Raw genomic sequence first — 17,692 nt, 5'->3', positions numbered from 1 at the left:
AGATAACTTTACTGCCCTCTTGTACCACTTCGATTGCTACTCCACTTGCAGTGATTCCAGCACGAGCAACTCTAGCACCGTAAAGTGCCGTATCCTCTTGCAGCGTTTTTTCCTGCTGGCTTATTTTACGATTGCCGTTCCTGTGGAGGCTCAGAAGCTTTTGTTTGTGCTGCTTCTAAAAGCTCTACTCTTTCGTATTTATTGAAGATTTAAGCTTATTATCTTCTGCTGCATTTTTTATTCCTTCTTCAGGAGTATTAATAGATGATTTACTGCTTAAATTTTCTTTACTCATGCATATCTCATAAAATTATGTTCTATGTATTTCACATTCTATGTCATTCCCGCAAAAGTGGGAATCCAGTAATCAAGAATCGATAAAAGCATTGTTTGTTTATACTTTTTAAAAGATGGATTCTCGCTTTCGCGGGAATGACATCAGCACTAGCTAGAAATGATACAAAAGAACACTCACCTCTTCCCCATCGCATAGCTAGTAATCAAGTTTTTTACAGGTTTAAAATTATTTATCACCTTAAATCCTATTTGTCTTAAACATCTTAAATTTTTGGAATAATTTGAAAAAATATTATTTAACTCATCAGTCAGCTTATACATAATAAAATTATCCTCTTGCCTTAGCTTTTGATATTCTTGTAATGTGCCATTATTACTAACTATCATACTCAAAATCTCTATATCCTTTATGCCCTGATTAAGCCCTTGTCCGGCAAGCGGATGTACTGTGTGGGCAGTGTCGGCAATAAGCACTATACGGTTATGAAAATATCTATTTGCTATACGGGCTTTTAGTGGAAAGCTGCTAATCTCACTATCAATAGTAATTTTACCTAGGGAATTACCGGCATTTCTTTGAGTTAAAAATCTAACTTCTTCTACAGGCAAATTAACAATTAAAGCAGCCTGATCAGAAGAAGTGGACCATATTACGGATGAAGCATATTGATCTTTTAAAGGCAGCAAAGCAAAAGGACCAAGCGGCAGAAAATGCTCCATAGCACAATTTTCATGCGGCTTTTCATGCTTAATATTAAATGTAAGAGCAGTTTGATACGATTTCTCAATTTCATTAGCAAAGTAATGAGACCTCACTTTTGAATTTGCTCCGTCACATATAATTAATAAATTACACTTAATTTGTTTATCATCAAATTTTATAATCGAGTAGTCATTATGGCTTATAACCTCTTGATATTGATTATTATCAATTAATGTTATCAACGGATTATTAGTTATTTTTGACAATAGCATTTTTTTAAAGTCGCTATTCTTAACCACATATCCAAGTACAGAGTCAGCGTCATTTCGTAAGTCTAATATCTCTGAAGCCTTATTATCTACTACATATATGTCTTGCATTTCTGCTACACACTTCTCAAGCTCTTCCCATATATCAATAGAGAATAAGAAATTTTTAGAATGCGGAGTTAAAGCAGTAGTTCTTATATCTTTAAAAAACTCTGGGCTTTTTACCGATTTACTCTCGAATATATTAGTTTTTATACCCTTTTGTGCAAAAGAAAGCGCCGTTAGCATGCCGCTAAGACCGCATCCTAAAATTACCGTATTAGACATCTTCCCAAACTCTACTTCTAGAGGTAATTTGTGCGTCGATTCGATACTCGCATTCTCACGCACGCTTGTGTACGCTGCAGTGCTGCGTTTCGTGTCTCCTACAAGTTCCTCTCTATAAGCAAATTTGGAAAGATGTCTATCAATCTGTTTTTTTTTCATTCGATTCATTTATGAAATATTTTAAATATCCGTTTGTTGCTATAAAGCTTAGAAGAAAATAAATAATTGCTATATCCAAATATGAACTATTGCCTGAGTATAAACCTAAACAACAAATAAATAAACTCGCTAAAGTCGTGAAGCTATTTAAAATCAATAAATTTGTAAAAATATCCGTTTTGCTGATAAATAGGTAGGTTATTAAGCAAATAAATAATGAAATAATAATTAAAAAGATGTTAAGCATAATTTTTAAAATCGGTTTTACTGTTGGATACACAATTGTCGTCGTCATTGCGAGGAAATTGCATAGCAATTGACGAAGCAATCTCAGGAGCTTGTTATTATTTCATGAGATTGCCACGCTCCCTACGGTCGCTCGCAATGACGACTTGGATATCTTACCCCTCTCCTCATTATATATAATCATTTATAACACTACAAACTGCAAATAAAATTAATTAAAATTCCTTAAATAATTTTAATATTATGTAATCTTAGCCAACCTTTACATTATAAATAGCTATTGTGACAAAAATGTTATAAAAAAATGTTGCTTTCTTTTACATTCGGCATTAACGTATATATATTTAGGTTTTCTTGCGTACGATTTCTAATTGATTCACTATTTTACGATGTTTTTTAGCGAGAATTAATAAGATTTTGAAAGAATTAGTTATTCATATTTCAAAAAAAATCTTATAATTTGCAGCAAAAAATATCGTAAAATAGTGAATCAATTAGAAATCGTACGCAAGAAAACCTAGTATTAATATTTTTAAGGTAAATTGTAATGTCACAACTAGATGTTTTAATAGTAGACGATGAAGAGAGTATACGAAATCTCATTGCTGCAAATTTGAAAGATGAAGGTTTTAACCCTAAGGTTGCCGCTAATAGTACTCAAGCCCTTAAAATACTTTCCGAAAAACCGATCTCTGCAGTTATACTTGATATTTGGCTTCAAGGAAGCGAAATTGACGGGCTTGGGATTTTAGAGATAATTAAAAAACGCTATCCTTTAATGCCGGTAATAATTATTAGCGGTCACGGTACTATAGAAACAGCAGTAAATGCTATAAAAATGGGTGCTTACGATTATATAGAAAAACCGTTTAATAATGATAAATTAGTTATTTTACTTACAAGAGCTTGTGAAGTAACAAAGTTAAAACGTGAAAATATAGATTTAAAATCAAAGGTTATAGATAAAACTGAATTAGTAGGCAGATGTTCGGTAACTTTAAAATATAAAATGGAAATAGAAAAGGCAGCTAGCTCTAGCAGTCGTATAATGATTCACGGTAAAGTCGGTAGCGGTAAAGAACTTGCAGCAAGGTTAATTCATAAACAATCTAAAAGGGTTAATAATCCGTTCATTATTTTCAGCCCTACCTGTATGACTACGGAAAAAATCAATCAAGAATTATTCGGCGAATCGGAAAAGCAGGCAAATAATAATAAACGCCCTACTATCTTAGAATTTGCCAATAACGGTACTTTATATATAGATGAGGTCAGTAATATTCCTATTCCTATCCAAGTAAAATTATTAAAATTCCTTAAAGATCAAACTATTACAAAACCTTGCGGAAAAAATATTAAAGTTGATATAAAAATTATCACCGGTACTTCTAAAAATATCCAAGATGAAGTTAATAACGGCAAATTCCTAGAAGATCTATATTATCGCCTTAATGTATCCTCTCTAAAAGTACCTTCATTATATGAAAGAAAAGAAGATATACCGCTACTCGTTAAATATTTTGTTAAGCAACTTTCAAAATTTTCAGGTTTAAAAGAACGTAGCTTTGCCGATGAAACTATCGCTGCTCTTCAATCCTATGAATGGCCAGGCAATATTAGACAATTACGTAACGTTGTTGAATGGACTTTAATTATGAATCCGTTAACTACAGGTAATAATGAAATTATCAAACCTTATATGATACCTTCTGAAATATTAGCAAATAGCGCTAATCTTACAAAACTTGAAGATAGCTTTGATATGTTATCTATGACGCTTAGAGAAGCTAGAGAAGTTTTTGAGCGTCAATATCTATCGGCACAAATGAGTCGTTTTAATAATAATATTTCAAAAACATCCTCATTTGTCGGTATGGAAAGATCGGCTTTGCATCGTAAATTAAAATTATTAAGCTTACATATACCTCCTACAAATAGAATAAATGAAAAAGAATATGAGGAAGCAAATGCTTAAAGTCATATCAATAATTACTATTTATTTGTTATTAGGCAGCTGCTCCCAATCTACTCGTGATGCGAACGGATTACTTACGGATAGCCAAAGCACGGTAATTCGGAATTATATAATATCGCAAAATTCTAAAAACCTTAAAGTGAACCTTAAAGAGAAGTTCGGTTCAAATTTAAAAGGAGTAAAATTAATAGGAGTAAAGCTAATAAATGAAGATTTATCAGGAATAGATTTAACTTCCTGCGAAATATTACGTGCTGATTTTGCAGGTAGCAATTTAGAAAAAGCAATACTTACAAATGCTATAATTCAAGAAAGTAATTTTGCAGATTCGGTAATAAAAAATATTTCCGGATATAATTCTGACTTTCAAGGTTCAATTTTTCACAATATAATATTACAAAATACAAATTTTGTTCAATCAAATTTTAGCGATACTGCTTTTAATAAAACTACTATAATAAATGTCAACTTTGAAAATTCTAAATTTAGTCATGTATTATGGAGCAATAATACTATCGACGGTGTTAATTTTCAAAAAGCTAACCTAAAGAATAATAGCTTTAAAAATACTAATATAACAAATTCAATATTTTACGGTACGGATTTAGAAAAAAGTGTAATAAATAATACCAATTTTACTAATAATTATTTTGAATCTAGCGACCTAAGTCAAACTAAATTAACAGCAGTAATAATTAAGGATTCTAACTTCTCACAAAGTATTTTTAATGAAGTAAATTTTAATAACGTACAAAGTAATAACTCTTTCTTTTCATACGCTTCCTTTCAAGATTCAACATTACAAAATATTAGCCTTACTAAATGTGATTTACAAAATAGTACGATTAGTAGTTCAGTTTTAAATCATTTTAAAATCGATAATGCTATATTAAATAATATGAATCTAAACGATAATAAATTTAATAATTTATCAATAAAAAATAGTAATGCTAATTTTGTAAGGATTAATAAAACTAAAGGCTCAAATATTACTTTAGATAATATTAGCTATACTAATAATATTTTTAGCAATAATGATTTTAAACAATTTATAGTGATTAATACTGACTTAAACAGCAGTGAAATAATAAACTCAAATATAACTAACGGACAATTTAATAATATAAATTTTTCTAAATCTTTAATACAAAACGTAAATTTTTCAAATGTTAAAATTACTTTAGGCAATTTAAACCAAATAGCTCTAATAAATTCCAATCTAACAAATACTGCGGTTATTAACTCCGTCCTTTCTAATTCGCAAATAAATAATATTAACTACCAAGCGTATTCCGGTTTTATTAATACTAATGTTTCTAATAATATTATTTTAAATAGTGATAATTTGAGCAAAATTCTACCAAATAATATAGTAATAAATTCGGTAAAAGATTTGCAAAAAATAACTCACTTAGCAAATATGAATTTAACAAATTTTGACTTGAGCAACTTAATATTTGATAGAGTAGATTTTTCAAATAGTATCTTTAAAAATGCTAACCTAACAAATACGGTAATAAAAAATTCTATTTTAAAAGAGGCGAATTTTTCTGCAGCAATACTTACTAAAACAGATTTTTCAAACTCAATATTAACAGATAGTATATTTAAATCAGCTAAAATTGAGCAGGCTGGCTTTAATAACTCCGACCTAACAAATGCTGATTTTACCGAAGCAGCAATTAAAGATACTTCGTTTGATAAAGCTAAGACAAACGGGATGAAAGGAGTAGAATAATCTTTTAATACCTTGGTCCTTATACGAATATTCAGTATGTCATCCCCGCGTGACATTGTTGCATGAATCAGTAAATGCTATGTCATTCCCCGCGAAAGCGGGAATCTAGTAAAACATATAAAAAATTTTTTATATGCTTATTTTGTTAAAGGTATAATTTTGTCTATTTTTCTAGATTCCTGCTTTCGCAGAAATGACATAGCATTTACCTTTGGTTGCTCTTTGAAGACCTTGCTTTATTAGTAGGAGTATTAGATGGTGTAAATGAATTATTATTTATAAAAGCAGTAGGACTTTGCTGCTTCATTCTATTAATAATTTGTTGTTGTTTAAGATTATTTATCTTTTGTTTTCCGGCTATCCTTATATATTTAGTAATTTTGGCAGTTTCTACAAATATTTCCTTAGGAGTTTGTAGCTGATCAATTCGCTCATAATGTTTTTTAAGAAACTCTTCTTTTATCTTTGGCTTTATTCCTTTCAAATCAACATATGCTCTATATAACTTCTTTAATTTTATTTGTTGCTTGGAAGATTTTTGAGGAAGTGATTTAATCGAATTAACAAGACTACTACCTATTTCTTTTATAATATTAACTGCAGGCGAAGCTATTTTCTTTATTCCTTCATAAATTTTACCTAACACACTAGCGATAACATCTAATAGTTTAGGCGCATATTCTTTAGATATAGGCGGTATATCTCTAATAATATCTCTCGCTTCAGTTAGATTATTAGCTAAATGGAGTAATGCTTTTTTCTCCTCTAACTCGGTAGAGCGATTAGCATATGAACTAGCTATATCTGCCTGAGCATCTATAGTATCGGTAATTATTGATTTAGTATCATTAAAAGAAAGATCTATAGATGTCTTTTTTTGCGTTATAGGGCTGTCTTCTCTTAATTTATCTAGCCTATCACGTATTGCTTGGTCTTTTTGATCATTAAGGCTTTTACTTTTTTGTTCTAGTTTAAGCTCAGATTGCAACTGCTCAATTAGATCGTCTACTTCATTACCAGATTTTTTTGTGGGGATATAAAGTCTATCTTGGAGCTTTGCAAACCTTTCTTCTAATTCTTCAAGTGATGGAGGAGTGCCTTTAAGTTTTGCTAGTCTTTCTTCTAATTCTTTTATTATTTGATCGTCCTGCTTTTTCTTAGACATATATACCTCTATAATAATTCCTAGGTTTTGTAAAAGAAAATTAATAAGATTTTTGCAATAATAGTTATTCCTATTTCAAAAAAATCTTATGATTTACAACAAAAAATAGATTAATTTAATTTTCCGCACGCAAGGCCTAGTTATTAATAACACAAACTACTAACTAAAATAAAGTATTTTTTGATATGAGTTAAGATATAATTATATAAAGCTAGCCATTACCCGCGTGGATCAGTTCTGCCATTGTCACCTAGTTCCTTGATCACGTGGTCTAGTTAAAAATACTAATACTATTAGTATTTTAAGTTGTTTTCTGGATACCGCACAATTCAGCTAATTCTGCACATGCCTTATTTTCTCATATAACTTTAAACATTTTTCTTTTTTAACCATTCCCTAGCTTCGTCAGTAGTGTAAGTTTTAAAATCAGGGGCATTAAATTCTTTGCAAAGCAATTTTAGCATCTTCTGAATCTTCTTGCATTTCCTGTAGATAATATTCAATTGCTTTACGTACTATATCCCCTTTTGATCTGTCTAAGTTTTTTGCTGACTATGTAAACTATTATTTAGTTCGTCCGGAATAGTTAAATTCAGTCTTGCCATCTTGTGACCTATCTTTAATTAATAACACATTACGACACATAATAGCACAAACTATAAACTGAAAAAAGCTATAAATACTTATCCAACACGTCCGACATAATTTTACGAGCTACAGGGGCGGCGGCTTTACTACCACCTCCGCCATGATCAATAAAGACGGTAACGGAATAACTAGGATCGTGATAAGGAGCGAAGCCTAAGAACAAGGCATGATTACGCCTCTCCCAAGCAATCGATTTACGGCTTAAATCATCTTTAGCATTTAGTTTGCCTTGCACCTGCGAAGTACCGGTTTTACCAGCGAGCTGCCTATTTTTGCCTAAAATTCTATTATAATACGCCGTACCTCCCGCAACATTAACGGTATTATACAAACTTTCTTGGATTATTGTGATATTTTCGGGCTTAATATTGACATTATAAAATTCCGGATCATTTTTTAATATTCTAGGCGTATACAGTTTACCGTTACTTGCAATAGCCGTAATAAACCTTGCAAGCTGCATCGGCGTTACCCCTAAAAACCCCTGTCCGATTGCTAAATTAAAACTATCTCCTATTGACCAAGGAAGCTTGAATTTTTTCTTTTTCCACTCTTTTGACGGTACAAACCCGCTACTTTCAGGAGCTAAATCAATACCAGTTTTTGAGCCGAGGCCAAATTCTCTTGCAACTTCAAAAATTTTATCTGGACCTATTATTCTCGCTAATTCATACATATAAATATTACAAGAATGCTTTAAAGCAGAAATCATATCTAAAGTTCCATGTCCGCTATGATTCCAACATCTAAAACTATTAGTACCAAGAGCAGAGCTACCGTCGCAAAAAACGCTTTTATTAGGATTAATGCCTACTTCAAGGGCTGCAAGTACGGTAATTATTTTAAAAACCGAGCCTGGAGGATAAGAATTTTGTATTACCTTATTAATTAAAGGCTTATAAGGATCACTCGTTAAACTTTGCCAATAATTTTCTGATAATTTACTGAAATAATTTGATTCAAAACCCGGGGTAGAAGCACAAATTAGTACATTTCCAGTTTTAGTATCCATAACTATTGCCGAAGAACCTTTAGGATTTAAATATTGCTGGATATTTTGCTGAAGAGACGCATCGATATTTAAATGCATATCTTCACCCGATTTAGTAGGGGTTCCTGCTATTTCTCTTACCTGCTTACCGTAAGCGTTTACTTCAACTTTTTTATAACCAAATTCTCCTCGTAGTTTGTTATCGTAATATTTTTCAATACCGGATTTACCGATATTAAAATTGCTTAAACTATGTATATTTAATTCCCGCTTCTCTTGCTCATTTATTTGACCAAGATAACCGATTAAATGAGAAGTAACGCTTGAAAAAGGATAAAACCTTAAATAACCTATATCAATAAATATTGAAGCGAGTTTATGCTTTTGTTCTTCAATCATTGATACTTGCTGCCAATCAAGCTGATCAAATATTATTAAAGGAGTGTGGCGACTAGATTTTTTAATTTTTTGCTTAATATAATTATATTTTTCCGGAGATAAATTTAGAATATTACTAATTATTTCTAATTCATCCCTATAATTATTATTAATGCTCCTATCTATTACTAGCTGATAACATGGTTTATTAGTAGCTAAAATATTGCCGTCTAAATCGTAAATTCTTCCTCTAGTCGGCGGAAGTACAACGAAATTAATACGATTCTTATCCGATAAAGTCTTATATTCTTCGCTTTTAATAAGCTGTAAATAAAACATTCTTATTCCAAGCAACGATAAAAATCCGAGTTTACCTAATCCGATTATAAAGGCTCTTCGTGAAATTAACTCACCATGTAGTATTTTCTTATTTAGCATACTTTTTAAAGTAATTCATAGGAGAGTCAAGTATAAGACGAATTATATTATAAGAAAATATAGTTGTTAAAAATTGAAAGAAAATTATTAAATATCCGTCTACTTCTAGCTTCTTGATTGTTATTAGTAAATATTTAAAATTCAATATAAATAAACAATAAACGCAAAAAATAATGAAATTTATTAAATAGTTTTTAGCTACAAAATATTTTGAAGATAATTTATAAATCGTATATGCCGATAAAAAAACTAGCGAATTTGTACCGATAGGCATACCGTTTATTTGATCTATAAATAGACCGAGAAAAAATATGCTAAAAATATTTAAGGAATATAACGACATAAAATAATAAATAAATATAATTTCCATCGCCGGAAAGATTCTGCTTTGAATACTTATTTTATAACTCACTAACGGAAATAATATTATAAAAAAACATAGCAAAGCAAACAACAATTTTAATATTATTTGTAAGCTATTTTTATATATTTCCTGTTTTATCTTTAACATAAATAGTTTTTTGTTATATAGTTTTGTACTATGTCATACCGTGGCTTGATCGGCAATTAGGTTGCCATCCCACAGCTTGATCGCAGGATCTATATAAACAACATTTTGTGTGGTCATTTTTACTGGACCCGGTGTAAGGTCATAAGCCACGGGGTGACAATAGAAAAATCGAAGCCACCCAACGACCATATCAACCGTATACAAAATATAAATTAATTTTCTATTTTTGTACAGTTTTAAAAAATGAATATGGATTCTACAATAACTCACAACAACTAGGGTTAGGTCTTTTATCATTACCGCTAAGCTCTAATTCTTCTTGTTCCTCGGAACTTGTGGATATAAATAGTTGTTTTGATATAATATTATTTATTGTTGTCGTAGGATCAAAATACTTAAGCCGTAGGATAGGTATACTAGGTTTATCTGTTATATTTTTATTTTTTGACATAAAAACCTCCTTTTTAGCTTATAAATACGTCATTGCCAGAAAATTTAGGCTTTTGTTACACAGATCGTTTTATGTCATCCCCGCCTATGCGGGAATGACATCAAGTAGGTTTTACCGATCTACGCAACAATGCCTGCTCGCAATGACAAAATCTATAATTATTAGGTAATATTTTAACTTTCTTCCTCACTTTGCTCTATCGGTTCTAAACCATATAAAGATATCATACGTTCAAATACTCTACCTGCAGTAGGGGCAGCCGTCCAGCTTGCGGTTGCAAAGCCAAAGCTTTCTTTAGTCGGTTTCGGCTCATCAAATCTAATAAAAATAATATATTGCGGGTTAGATGCAGGCAACATACCTAAAAACGATGACGCTCTACTATTTTTTAGATATTTCTTTTTTCCCCCTGCCCCTTGTGAAAGTTTTTCTGCCGTACCGGTCTTACCGCCAATAAGATAGCCTTTGACCTCTGCTCTTTTACCATTACCTTCTTTTACTACCGATCTAAATAATTTCTTCATTTGGGTAGAGGTATTTTCACTAAAAACTTTTGTACCTATTACTTTTTCATCCTTTCTTTTTAATAAAGTAAGATCATATAAAGTACCGCCGTTAACAACCGGTAACATTGCTCTAACAAAATGCAAAGGGCTAATCGAAATGCCGTAGCCATACGACATAGTAACACTCGTTAACTCATTCCATCTTTTCTCGGAAGGAAATAACGGAGTACCTCGTTCAGGTAATTCTATTTGTAACTGATCTAATAGACCTAATTTCTTTAGGTATTTTTTAAAATTGCTTTTACCGATTTCAAGCATAATTTGACTTGTGCCAATATTTGAAGAATATAGAAAAATCTCAGGTACACTATGCCATCCTTGCCTTGGCGTATAATCCTTAAGCTGGAATCCTCCTACTTTCATATAGCTTATATCATAAGCATCATTCATATTTATTGCACCGGTATCAAAGCCGACTGCCATAGTTAATGCCTTAAACACCGAACCCATTTCGTAAATGCCGAGACTTGCTATATTAAACAGCTCTTCCGGTTTGGCTAAACTCGGATAATGCGGATCGAAATCAGGCTTATTTACTAATGCTAAAATCTCGCCATTATTTGGATCAGCAATAATGCCTACTGCTCCTATGGCCTTAAATTGCTTTAAAGTTTTATCAATCTCCTCACTTAAAATACTTTGTAATCTGATATCAATAGATAATTGAAGCGGTTCTTTCCGATTCTTTGGTTCGTTTAATTCATAATCAGAATTAGTTAAATACTTATCATAAGCGAGCTCTAAGCCACTAAGCCCTACTGAGTCTCTACCTACATAACCGACAACATGCGACAATAAATTAGAAAAGGTATAAATTCGTTTCTGCTCTTCTTCAAATTCAAAACCAAGTAACCCAAGGCTAGTTATCTTTTCTTGCTGACTAGGTAGTAAATCCCTTTTTACCCATATAAAGCTTTTATTTGACTTAAGTTCTGCAAGTAATTTGGCTTTATTAATATCAGGTAGAATTTCTGCTAGCTTTTTTACGGAAGTTTCAGGATCAAGTACTATTTGTGGATTAGCAAATAATGAGGCAGAAGGTAGGTTCACTGCTAATAAATTACCGTTTCGATCAACTATTTCTTTTCTAAATTGATGATTTTTTTTAAAGGAATTAATATTTTTATCGTAAACATTCGTAGCAACGATTATCAATCTGTAAGATAAAGTACAAAAAAGAAAAGAAAAGCCACAAATAACCATTAATAATCGGATTTTTATATTTTTACTACAAACATTCCAAATTATTAGACTTTTAATTGCAGGTTTCCATTTTCCCAAAATTTGTTTCATTATGTTATTTATGGTGTTTCAAACACTAATATTTCTACAATCCTTATGTCATTCCCGCGAAAGCGGGAATCCAGTACTTATTTTTTGAAAAGCTCGATTTATCTCGCTTTACCCTAGATTCCCGCCTACGTGGGAATGACATCGAACGCTTTTTCCAAGCCATGCAACAATCCTACCAAGATACGAAGATCAACTTCAAAAAGAGCAAGGAATCGACAAGACGAGGAACAGAGCGTATACTTTAATACGTGAGTACCGCAGTGCTTGTAGGATGACGTAGCCAATTTTTGAAGTTCATCGAGTATCCTTCACTCTACTCGAAACAGTCTGTATATACTTATTATTTGTAATTCTTTTGTAACGCCATTTACTATTCTTGGAAATACTAATATTATGATTAAATTTAATATTTTGATCGATATTTGGCCCTAACGGATCTTTTATCATTTGATAAGATTTAACTGTTTCTAATTTTAAATAAGCCGCCGCAAGTTTTTCCAATCTAGCCGGCAAAAGTAGATAAGCTTGCTCTGCTTTTAAAATATGAATATTATTATTCTCACTATTTATCTGTTTTACAACACTACTTAATTGATAATCAAGAGTTGAGACTCGCTCCTTTATGCTAAACAAACTACATATTGCTATAATTGTTATCAATAATGTTAAATAGTGAAGCTTTCTTATACTCATAATTAATTACTCATATATCGCTTTTGCTGCTCGCAGTTTTGCCGATCTCGCTCTAATATTTAGCCCTACTTCTTTATCTGACGATGCTAGAGCTTTGTTAGTAATAATCTTAAGCCATTTATTTGGATCAATCGTCATGTTGTCTTTAGCATATTTTGATCTTACTACCGGCTTTTCCGAATTTTCTTTAAAGAAATTCTTAACTATCCTATCTTCTAAAGAGTGAAAAGACACCACAACTAAACGTCCGTCTTTCTTTAATATATTTTTTACATTCACTAAAAACTGCTCTAACTCCCCAAGCTCATCGTTTACATAAATCCTAATGGCTTGAAAGGTTTTAGTTGCAGGATCAATTTTGCCTTTTCTAAATCCTATACTACTTCTAACAATCTCGGCTAACTTGCCTGTACTATCAATTCTCGCCGTTTTTCTATATTCTACAATTCTCTTAGCAATTCTTCGTGAAAAGCTCTCATCTCCATATTTGTAAATTACGTCAGCTAGCTCTTTTTCCTCTGCCGTATTTACAAACTCCTCAGCACTAAGCCCTTGCCCGCTCATACGCATATCGAGTGGTCCGTCATGCAAAAACGAAAATCCTCTATCTGCTATATCTAACTGCATTGATGAAACGCCTAAATCCAACACTATCCCATCAAATTTTTTTTCCTTAAGCTTTGCAAAACTATCCGCAAAATTCGTTTCTACAAAATCAAATCTCTCACCATAATTTTGCTGAATTTCTTCGACTCTTTTAATCACGTTTGGATCACGATCCAAGGCTATGACATAACAGTTACAGCTTTCTAATATTGCTTTGCTATATCCTCCTGCTCCAAACGTACAATCTAAATAAGACTCACCATCTTTTGGGCTTAAGACCTCTAACATTTCATTTAGCATTACAGGCACGTGAGATTGTATCATTAATGAGCATTCCTTAGAGTTAACCGCTTTTCATGAGCAATTTTTTGAGCGGCATTTAAATATTTCTCAAAATTTTGCGGCTGCCAAATCTCAAAAATCACCCCTTTACCTACAAAACATGCTTGCTCTTCGATTCCTGCATGCTTCATTAAAGATTGCGGCAATATAACTCTTCCCTCCCCATCAAAGGAAAGTTGTACAGCCTCCCCGAATATCATAGTCTCAAACGCATCACGCTCCTCAGAATAAGGATCAAGCGTCTCTATCATCTGCCTTAATTTCTCGATATGCGAAATACCGCACACCTCTATACAATTATTCCTAATCGACGGATAAGCAATTACACCGTTAAATAATTCTTTCCCTAGTACTGCACGGTAATTCGCTGGCACCGACACCCTATTCTTTTTATCAACACCATTTACATACTTAGATAAAAATACATTCATTGGTATAATTTGGGTTAATTTGGGATTTGATGGGGAACTATAGGATATTATAGGAATATCAAGGAGTCAAGGTTTTTTAATAAGGATGAGTTAAATTATTAAGATGTCATACCGTGGCTTGACCACGGTATCCAAAAAAATAATTTAAAATACTAATATTAGTATTTTAGAATGGATTCCGCGATCAAGTCGCGGGATAACAGAGGGGGGATTGATCCACATAACAACGCCATACAGGAATGACATCGAACCACACAACAAAGCTTAATCGAATGATTTTATGGATTTTTTTTAAGTGATTTTCACCTTGAAAATTCATATTATTTAATATATTAATTTAAGGTAAATGATTATAGTAATTTTATGGCTAAAGTTAGAGAAATAGAAACGAACATGGCTACTCTAATAACAGAACAAACATCTTCTTATGATGCAGGTATGGTGTCTGGATGTTACCTTACTAGAGCAGACGCCCCCTAATTCCTATTTCTTCTTCCAATTTTATCCCTAGCATTAGTTTATCGGCCATTCAAGAAGTACCACTGATATCTTCATCTTCTGCACAAGACTCCGGCTACATTACACTAGATAAACTATTCGAACAGTTTCATATCACTTACGAAGCATATTCTTTTTACCAATCCAAGTTTTTTCAAACCGCTCAACTAAAACATCTTATAAAAAAGGCTTTAGATCAAGGTGATGATATCAATATTCAAGATTCGTTTAATCATACAGTTCTACATAAGGCTGTTTACTGCAAACTTTATGATATAGCTGAATTTTTTTACTAGAAAAAGGAGCTTCAACAGAGTTAAAAGATTTAGATGGATATACACCTCTCCAATTAGTTATTCATGAAGGCTACACAGAAATGGTTAAATTACTAATAATATATGGAGCAGATCACCGAGATAAAAAACTAATAGAATTAGTACCCGATGACAAACCTGAATTAAAAGCTTTTTTAAGCCTTGCAATAGCGTCTCAAAATAATAATTCTAGCACAATAGATAATTCTCTTGTTACCACTAAAGATATAGAAAAATTAAATGATACTGTAAATAAAATTGTTGTGGTTGCTGATGAAAATCCTGAAGAGTTGGGACTTGAATTAGCTGGTGAAGTACATGAATAGGTTTCTTAAACATACTAAATAATGACCTATAGAACTATTTTAATATAGGTTAATTTAAAAAATATTGACTTATTAATTTTTATTATATTTTATTTGAAATAATTATTGATTAATGTTAGTAATGATTTTATTTTTTACATAAATAAAGGTTAATTATGCCGCAACTTAAAATAGGTATTTTTAAAATATATAAATATTGTAAAAATATAAAAACTACAACTCAATCAAACGCTAACTATCTCCTAAAGAAAAAAACTACTGCAAAAAAATTAAACCCCACGGTAAAATATATAAATATGATCCCAACCAAGATATTTGGACACCGGATACTGAACTTCTTGGAACAGATTATGGCACATAATTATAAATCTAGCATTCTTGACTAAATATATATTGTGAACAAATGCTAAGTTTGAGCTTTAAAATCTAATTTATGTTTAATTTACCTATTGATAATATTATCGTATTCATATACCTAACATCTATTCTACTTATTGGTATATATTACCGAGCTAAACATAGTAGTTTTAAGAACTATGCAAATGTTGAAAGTAAAGCGCAAAATAGTAAGCTATTATTAATAGCTACGATATTTGCAAGTTCTGTCGGAGGAGCCACCACTTTCGGCATTATGGAAAAGGCTTTTTTGGGGCATGAATATTATGCTTACGCTCTTATACTTACAATACCTATAGATATATTAATTGCAATCTATATAGTGCCTTTAATTGCCAAACATTACGGAGCTGAAAGCATCGGCGATATCCTGAGTACATATTACGGCAATATAGGTCGTTTTATCGGAGGGGTTAGTTCGGTTATCGTTTCAGTGGGGTTTTTGGCTGCTCAAATAAGCGTAAGCGGCTATATTTTTCAATATATCTTAGAAATAAATTATGTAAATGGGGTAATTTTAAGTTATAGTATAGTACTTATATATACTACAATAGGCGGTTTACAATCTATTGTTTTTACTAATTTACTACAATTTTTGGCGATGATAATCGCTATACCAACCATAACTTTTATCAGTTTAAATAAAATCGGTTTTGTAGATTTTATTAATAACCTACCTACGGAAAATGCAAATTTTGATCAGAGCAATCTACTTTCTTATACAATTGCAGCAGCTTTAAGCTTTAGCGTCATGAATCTATATCCTACATTTATTCAAAGAGCTTTAATTAATAAAAATCCTACGCAAACAACTAAAGCAATATATGCAAAATCCGCTATATATTTTTTCTTCTTGATTTGCATTACTTTAAATGGTTTAATTGCTTATAAGCTTTATCCAAACCAACCGTCAAATTTAGTATTACCTTATTTAATCAACCAAATCATCCCGACTTTAATTCAAGGGGTAGTAATGAGCGGACTCTTAGCTGCCGTTATGTCTACTGCTGATTCTGATTTAAACGTTACTTCTATAGCTATTGTTAAAGATATAATCAATCCTATTTTTAAGGTTAAAAATCAGCAAAAATTATTATTAATTGTTCGCATTATTAACGTTATAATAGGAAGTTTTGCAATAATTGTAGCTTTAAAATTTAGTAATGTAATTGACTTAGTAGTATTCTTCACTGGTTTCTGGGGACCGGTAATATTAGTACTGTTAATAACAACGCTTTTTGGTATCAGAACATCTAAAACTATAATGGTCTTATCATCACTTGGCGGAGCAGCTACCTTCTTAATATGGGAATATTATTCTTTATCGTTGCAATATTTCAACCTTAGAGGAGTGTTTATAGGGACGATGGTGAGTCTTGTGATATTTATTCTAGGATGGTGGTATTCTAATGTCATTACGAGGAAAGTCATATAAAATATATTACATATTTACTTGAAGTTTTAAATAATTTAATATATTAACTCAAGGTTAATAATTGTTATGAGGATTTTATGTCTAAGCAAAATAGCATTGAAGGAAAATATAGCATAATAATTCCTATTGAAGACGAGAATGGGAGAATAAAATTTAAGCTTAATTCACGTGATGACGTTAATGGCAGCACTTTAGCTGATATAGCTACGTATTCAGAAAATATGCGTAATATGTATTACTCTACTAAGCAAAAAAATGATGCTATTAACTCTTTAATGACATGAGCTTTAAATTATTCTATTCATGGTACAATGACTCCACATTATCCTGACTTAACTAAATTTAATATTAATAATTTATCTTGGAATGATGAACCTAAATTAATAGGCGAAGCATGCCAAGAACTTAAAGATCCTATTGAGGATATAAAAAGCTAGCCTTATTGCATGAATCCAGAAACCTGCTCGATGTCATTCCCGCGTAGGCTGGAATTCAG

General features: G+C 31.5%; 16 protein-coding genes and 2 pseudogenes. 7 read left to right on the top strand and 11 right to left on the bottom strand.

Annotated features, from left to right (window positions below; genetic code table 11):
- Positions 1-36: 36 nt before the first annotated feature.
- The 3 genes and pseudogenes from AB4K15_RS04305 to AB4K15_RS04295 all read right to left on the bottom strand — a co-directional run bounded on the left by AB4K15_RS04305 (position 37) and on the right by AB4K15_RS04295 (position 2,002).
- Positions 37-295 (bottom strand): annotated as a pseudogene (locus tag AB4K15_RS04305) (hypothetical protein).
- Positions 296-471: 176 nt separating this feature from the next.
- Positions 472-1,755, bottom strand: coding sequence for a 2-octaprenyl-6-methoxyphenyl hydroxylase (gene ubiH / locus AB4K15_RS04300; RefSeq protein ID WP_500225716.1), 1,284 nt, complete (start codon positions 1,753-1,755; stop codon positions 472-474).
- Positions 1,736-2,002, bottom strand: a complete 267-nt coding sequence (locus AB4K15_RS04295) for a monovalent cation/H+ antiporter complex subunit F (RefSeq protein ID WP_014408795.1) — start codon at positions 2,000-2,002, stop codon at positions 1,736-1,738. Before AB4K15_RS04295 ends, ubiH begins: the two co-directional genes overlap by 20 nt.
- A gap of 546 nt (positions 2,003-2,548) precedes the next feature.
- Between AB4K15_RS04295 and AB4K15_RS04290 the strand changes: the two genes are divergently transcribed.
- Together AB4K15_RS04290 and AB4K15_RS04285 are read left to right on the top strand one after the other, a co-directional pair.
- Complete coding sequence (locus tag AB4K15_RS04290) at positions 2,549-3,976, top strand: sigma-54-dependent transcriptional regulator (RefSeq protein ID WP_032074271.1); 1,428 nt, start codon at positions 2,549-2,551, stop codon at positions 3,974-3,976.
- The gene (locus tag AB4K15_RS04285; RefSeq protein ID WP_032074319.1) at positions 3,969-5,714 is read left to right on the top strand and encodes a pentapeptide repeat-containing protein; all 1,746 of its coding nucleotides are present in this window, start codon (positions 3,969-3,971) and stop codon (positions 5,712-5,714) included. Before AB4K15_RS04290 ends, AB4K15_RS04285 begins: the two co-directional genes overlap by 8 nt.
- Before the next feature lie 205 nt (positions 5,715-5,919).
- On the opposite strand, the gene AB4K15_RS04280 is transcribed toward AB4K15_RS04285, so the two are convergent.
- From AB4K15_RS04280 to mraZ, 8 genes are all read right to left on the bottom strand, one after another.
- Entirely contained in the window at positions 5,920-6,879 is a 960-nt protein-coding gene (locus AB4K15_RS04280; protein ID WP_500224572.1) for a hypothetical protein, read from the bottom strand.
- 673 nt (positions 6,880-7,552) lie between these two features.
- Entirely contained in the window at positions 7,553-9,334 is a 1,782-nt protein-coding gene (gene mrdA / locus AB4K15_RS04275; RefSeq protein WP_032074269.1) for a penicillin-binding protein 2, read from the bottom strand.
- A complete protein-coding gene (locus AB4K15_RS04270; protein ID WP_032074268.1) occupies positions 9,324-9,845 on the bottom strand; it encodes a hypothetical protein in 522 nt (173 codons plus the stop codon). Before AB4K15_RS04270 ends, mrdA begins: the two co-directional genes overlap by 11 nt.
- A 256-nt stretch (positions 9,846-10,101) precedes the next feature.
- Entirely contained in the window at positions 10,102-10,296 is a 195-nt protein-coding gene (locus AB4K15_RS04265; RefSeq protein WP_032074267.1) for a hypothetical protein, read from the bottom strand.
- 173 nt (positions 10,297-10,469) lie between these two features.
- Positions 10,470-12,155, bottom strand: coding sequence for a peptidoglycan D,D-transpeptidase FtsI family protein (locus AB4K15_RS04260; RefSeq protein WP_500224577.1), 1,686 nt, complete (start codon positions 12,153-12,155; stop codon positions 10,470-10,472).
- Between the two features lie 294 nt (positions 12,156-12,449).
- Positions 12,450-12,848 carry a cell division protein FtsL gene (gene ftsL, locus AB4K15_RS04255; RefSeq protein WP_032074265.1) on the bottom strand — a complete coding sequence of 133 codons (399 nt, stop codon included), beginning with the start codon at positions 12,846-12,848 and terminating at the stop codon, positions 12,450-12,452.
- A gap of 6 nt (positions 12,849-12,854) precedes the next feature.
- Entirely contained in the window at positions 12,855-13,778 is a 924-nt protein-coding gene (gene rsmH / locus AB4K15_RS04250; RefSeq protein ID WP_032074264.1) for a 16S rRNA (cytosine(1402)-N(4))-methyltransferase RsmH, read from the bottom strand.
- A complete protein-coding gene (mraZ, locus tag AB4K15_RS04245; RefSeq protein ID WP_014365648.1) occupies positions 13,778-14,227 on the bottom strand; it encodes a division/cell wall cluster transcriptional repressor MraZ in 450 nt (149 codons plus the stop codon). Before mraZ ends, rsmH begins: the two co-directional genes overlap by 1 nt.
- A gap of 781 nt (positions 14,228-15,008) precedes the next feature.
- Between mraZ and AB4K15_RS04240 the strand changes: the two are divergent.
- The 5 genes and pseudogenes from AB4K15_RS04240 to AB4K15_RS04220 form a co-directional block, all read left to right on the top strand.
- Positions 15,009-15,098, top strand: a pseudogene (locus AB4K15_RS04240) (ankyrin repeat domain-containing protein); the annotation flags it as partial.
- Between the two features lie 3 nt (positions 15,099-15,101).
- Positions 15,102-15,365 carry a hypothetical protein gene (locus AB4K15_RS04235; protein WP_032074263.1) on the top strand — a complete coding sequence of 88 codons (264 nt, stop codon included), beginning with the start codon at positions 15,102-15,104 and terminating at the stop codon, positions 15,363-15,365.
- 433 nt (positions 15,366-15,798) lie between these two features.
- A complete protein-coding gene (locus tag AB4K15_RS04230; RefSeq protein WP_032074261.1) occupies positions 15,799-17,196 on the top strand; it encodes a sodium:solute symporter family protein in 1,398 nt (465 codons plus the stop codon).
- A 77-nt stretch (positions 17,197-17,273) separates the two neighbouring features.
- Positions 17,274-17,480 carry a hypothetical protein gene (locus AB4K15_RS04225; RefSeq protein WP_032074260.1) on the top strand — a complete coding sequence of 69 codons (207 nt, stop codon included), beginning with the start codon at positions 17,274-17,276 and terminating at the stop codon, positions 17,478-17,480.
- A gap of 27 nt (positions 17,481-17,507) precedes the next feature.
- On the top strand, positions 17,508-17,633 hold the full coding sequence (locus AB4K15_RS04220; RefSeq protein ID WP_500224585.1) for a hypothetical protein: 126 nt from the start codon (positions 17,508-17,510) through the stop codon (positions 17,631-17,633).
- Positions 17,634-17,692: the final 59 nt, after the last annotated feature.

Origin of the sequence: Rickettsia aeschlimannii (assembly GCF_047973405.1) — a bacterium.
Taxonomy (GTDB): Bacteria; Pseudomonadota; Alphaproteobacteria; order Rickettsiales; family Rickettsiaceae; genus Rickettsia; species Rickettsia rickettsii.
Note: the sequence above shows the minus strand (reverse complement) of the source record. Positions and strands in the feature narration are given on the sequence as shown.

What these genes read in the sequence shown, in the direction of transcription:
- ubiH (WP_500225716.1), bottom strand. Translation starts at nt 1,755, where the DNA reads ATGAAAAAAAAACAGATTGATAGACATCTTTCCAAATTTGCTTATAGA.
- AB4K15_RS04295 (WP_014408795.1), bottom strand. Translation starts at nt 2,002, where the DNA reads ATGCTTAACATCTTTTTAATTATTATTTCATTATTTATTTGCTTAATA.
- AB4K15_RS04290 (WP_032074271.1), top strand. Translation starts at nt 2,549, where the DNA reads ATGTCACAACTAGATGTTTTAATAGTAGACGATGAAGAGAGTATACGA.
- AB4K15_RS04285 (WP_032074319.1), top strand. Translation starts at nt 3,969, where the DNA reads ATGCTTAAAGTCATATCAATAATTACTATTTATTTGTTATTAGGCAGC.
- AB4K15_RS04280 (WP_500224572.1), bottom strand. Translation starts at nt 6,879, where the DNA reads ATGTCTAAGAAAAAGCAGGACGATCAAATAATAAAAGAATTAGAAGAA.
- mrdA (WP_032074269.1), bottom strand. Translation starts at nt 9,334, where the DNA reads ATGCTAAATAAGAAAATACTACATGGTGAGTTAATTTCACGAAGAGCC.
- AB4K15_RS04270 (WP_032074268.1), bottom strand. Translation starts at nt 9,845, where the DNA reads ATGTTAAAGATAAAACAGGAAATATATAAAAATAGCTTACAAATAATA.
- AB4K15_RS04265 (WP_032074267.1), bottom strand. Translation starts at nt 10,296, where the DNA reads ATGTCAAAAAATAAAAATATAACAGATAAACCTAGTATACCTATCCTA.
- AB4K15_RS04260 (WP_500224577.1), bottom strand. Translation starts at nt 12,155, where the DNA reads ATGAAACAAATTTTGGGAAAATGGAAACCTGCAATTAAAAGTCTAATA.
- ftsL (WP_032074265.1), bottom strand. Translation starts at nt 12,848, where the DNA reads ATGAGTATAAGAAAGCTTCACTATTTAACATTATTGATAACAATTATA.
- rsmH (WP_032074264.1), bottom strand. Translation starts at nt 13,778, where the DNA reads ATGATACAATCTCACGTGCCTGTAATGCTAAATGAAATGTTAGAGGTC.
- mraZ (WP_014365648.1), bottom strand. Translation starts at nt 14,227, where the DNA reads ATGAATGTATTTTTATCTAAGTATGTAAATGGTGTTGATAAAAAGAAT.
- AB4K15_RS04235 (WP_032074263.1), top strand. Translation starts at nt 15,102, where the DNA reads ATGGTTAAATTACTAATAATATATGGAGCAGATCACCGAGATAAAAAA.
- AB4K15_RS04230 (WP_032074261.1), top strand. Translation starts at nt 15,799, where the DNA reads ATGTTTAATTTACCTATTGATAATATTATCGTATTCATATACCTAACA.
- AB4K15_RS04225 (WP_032074260.1), top strand. Translation starts at nt 17,274, where the DNA reads ATGTCTAAGCAAAATAGCATTGAAGGAAAATATAGCATAATAATTCCT.
- AB4K15_RS04220 (WP_500224585.1), top strand. Translation starts at nt 17,508, where the DNA reads ATGACTCCACATTATCCTGACTTAACTAAATTTAATATTAATAATTTA.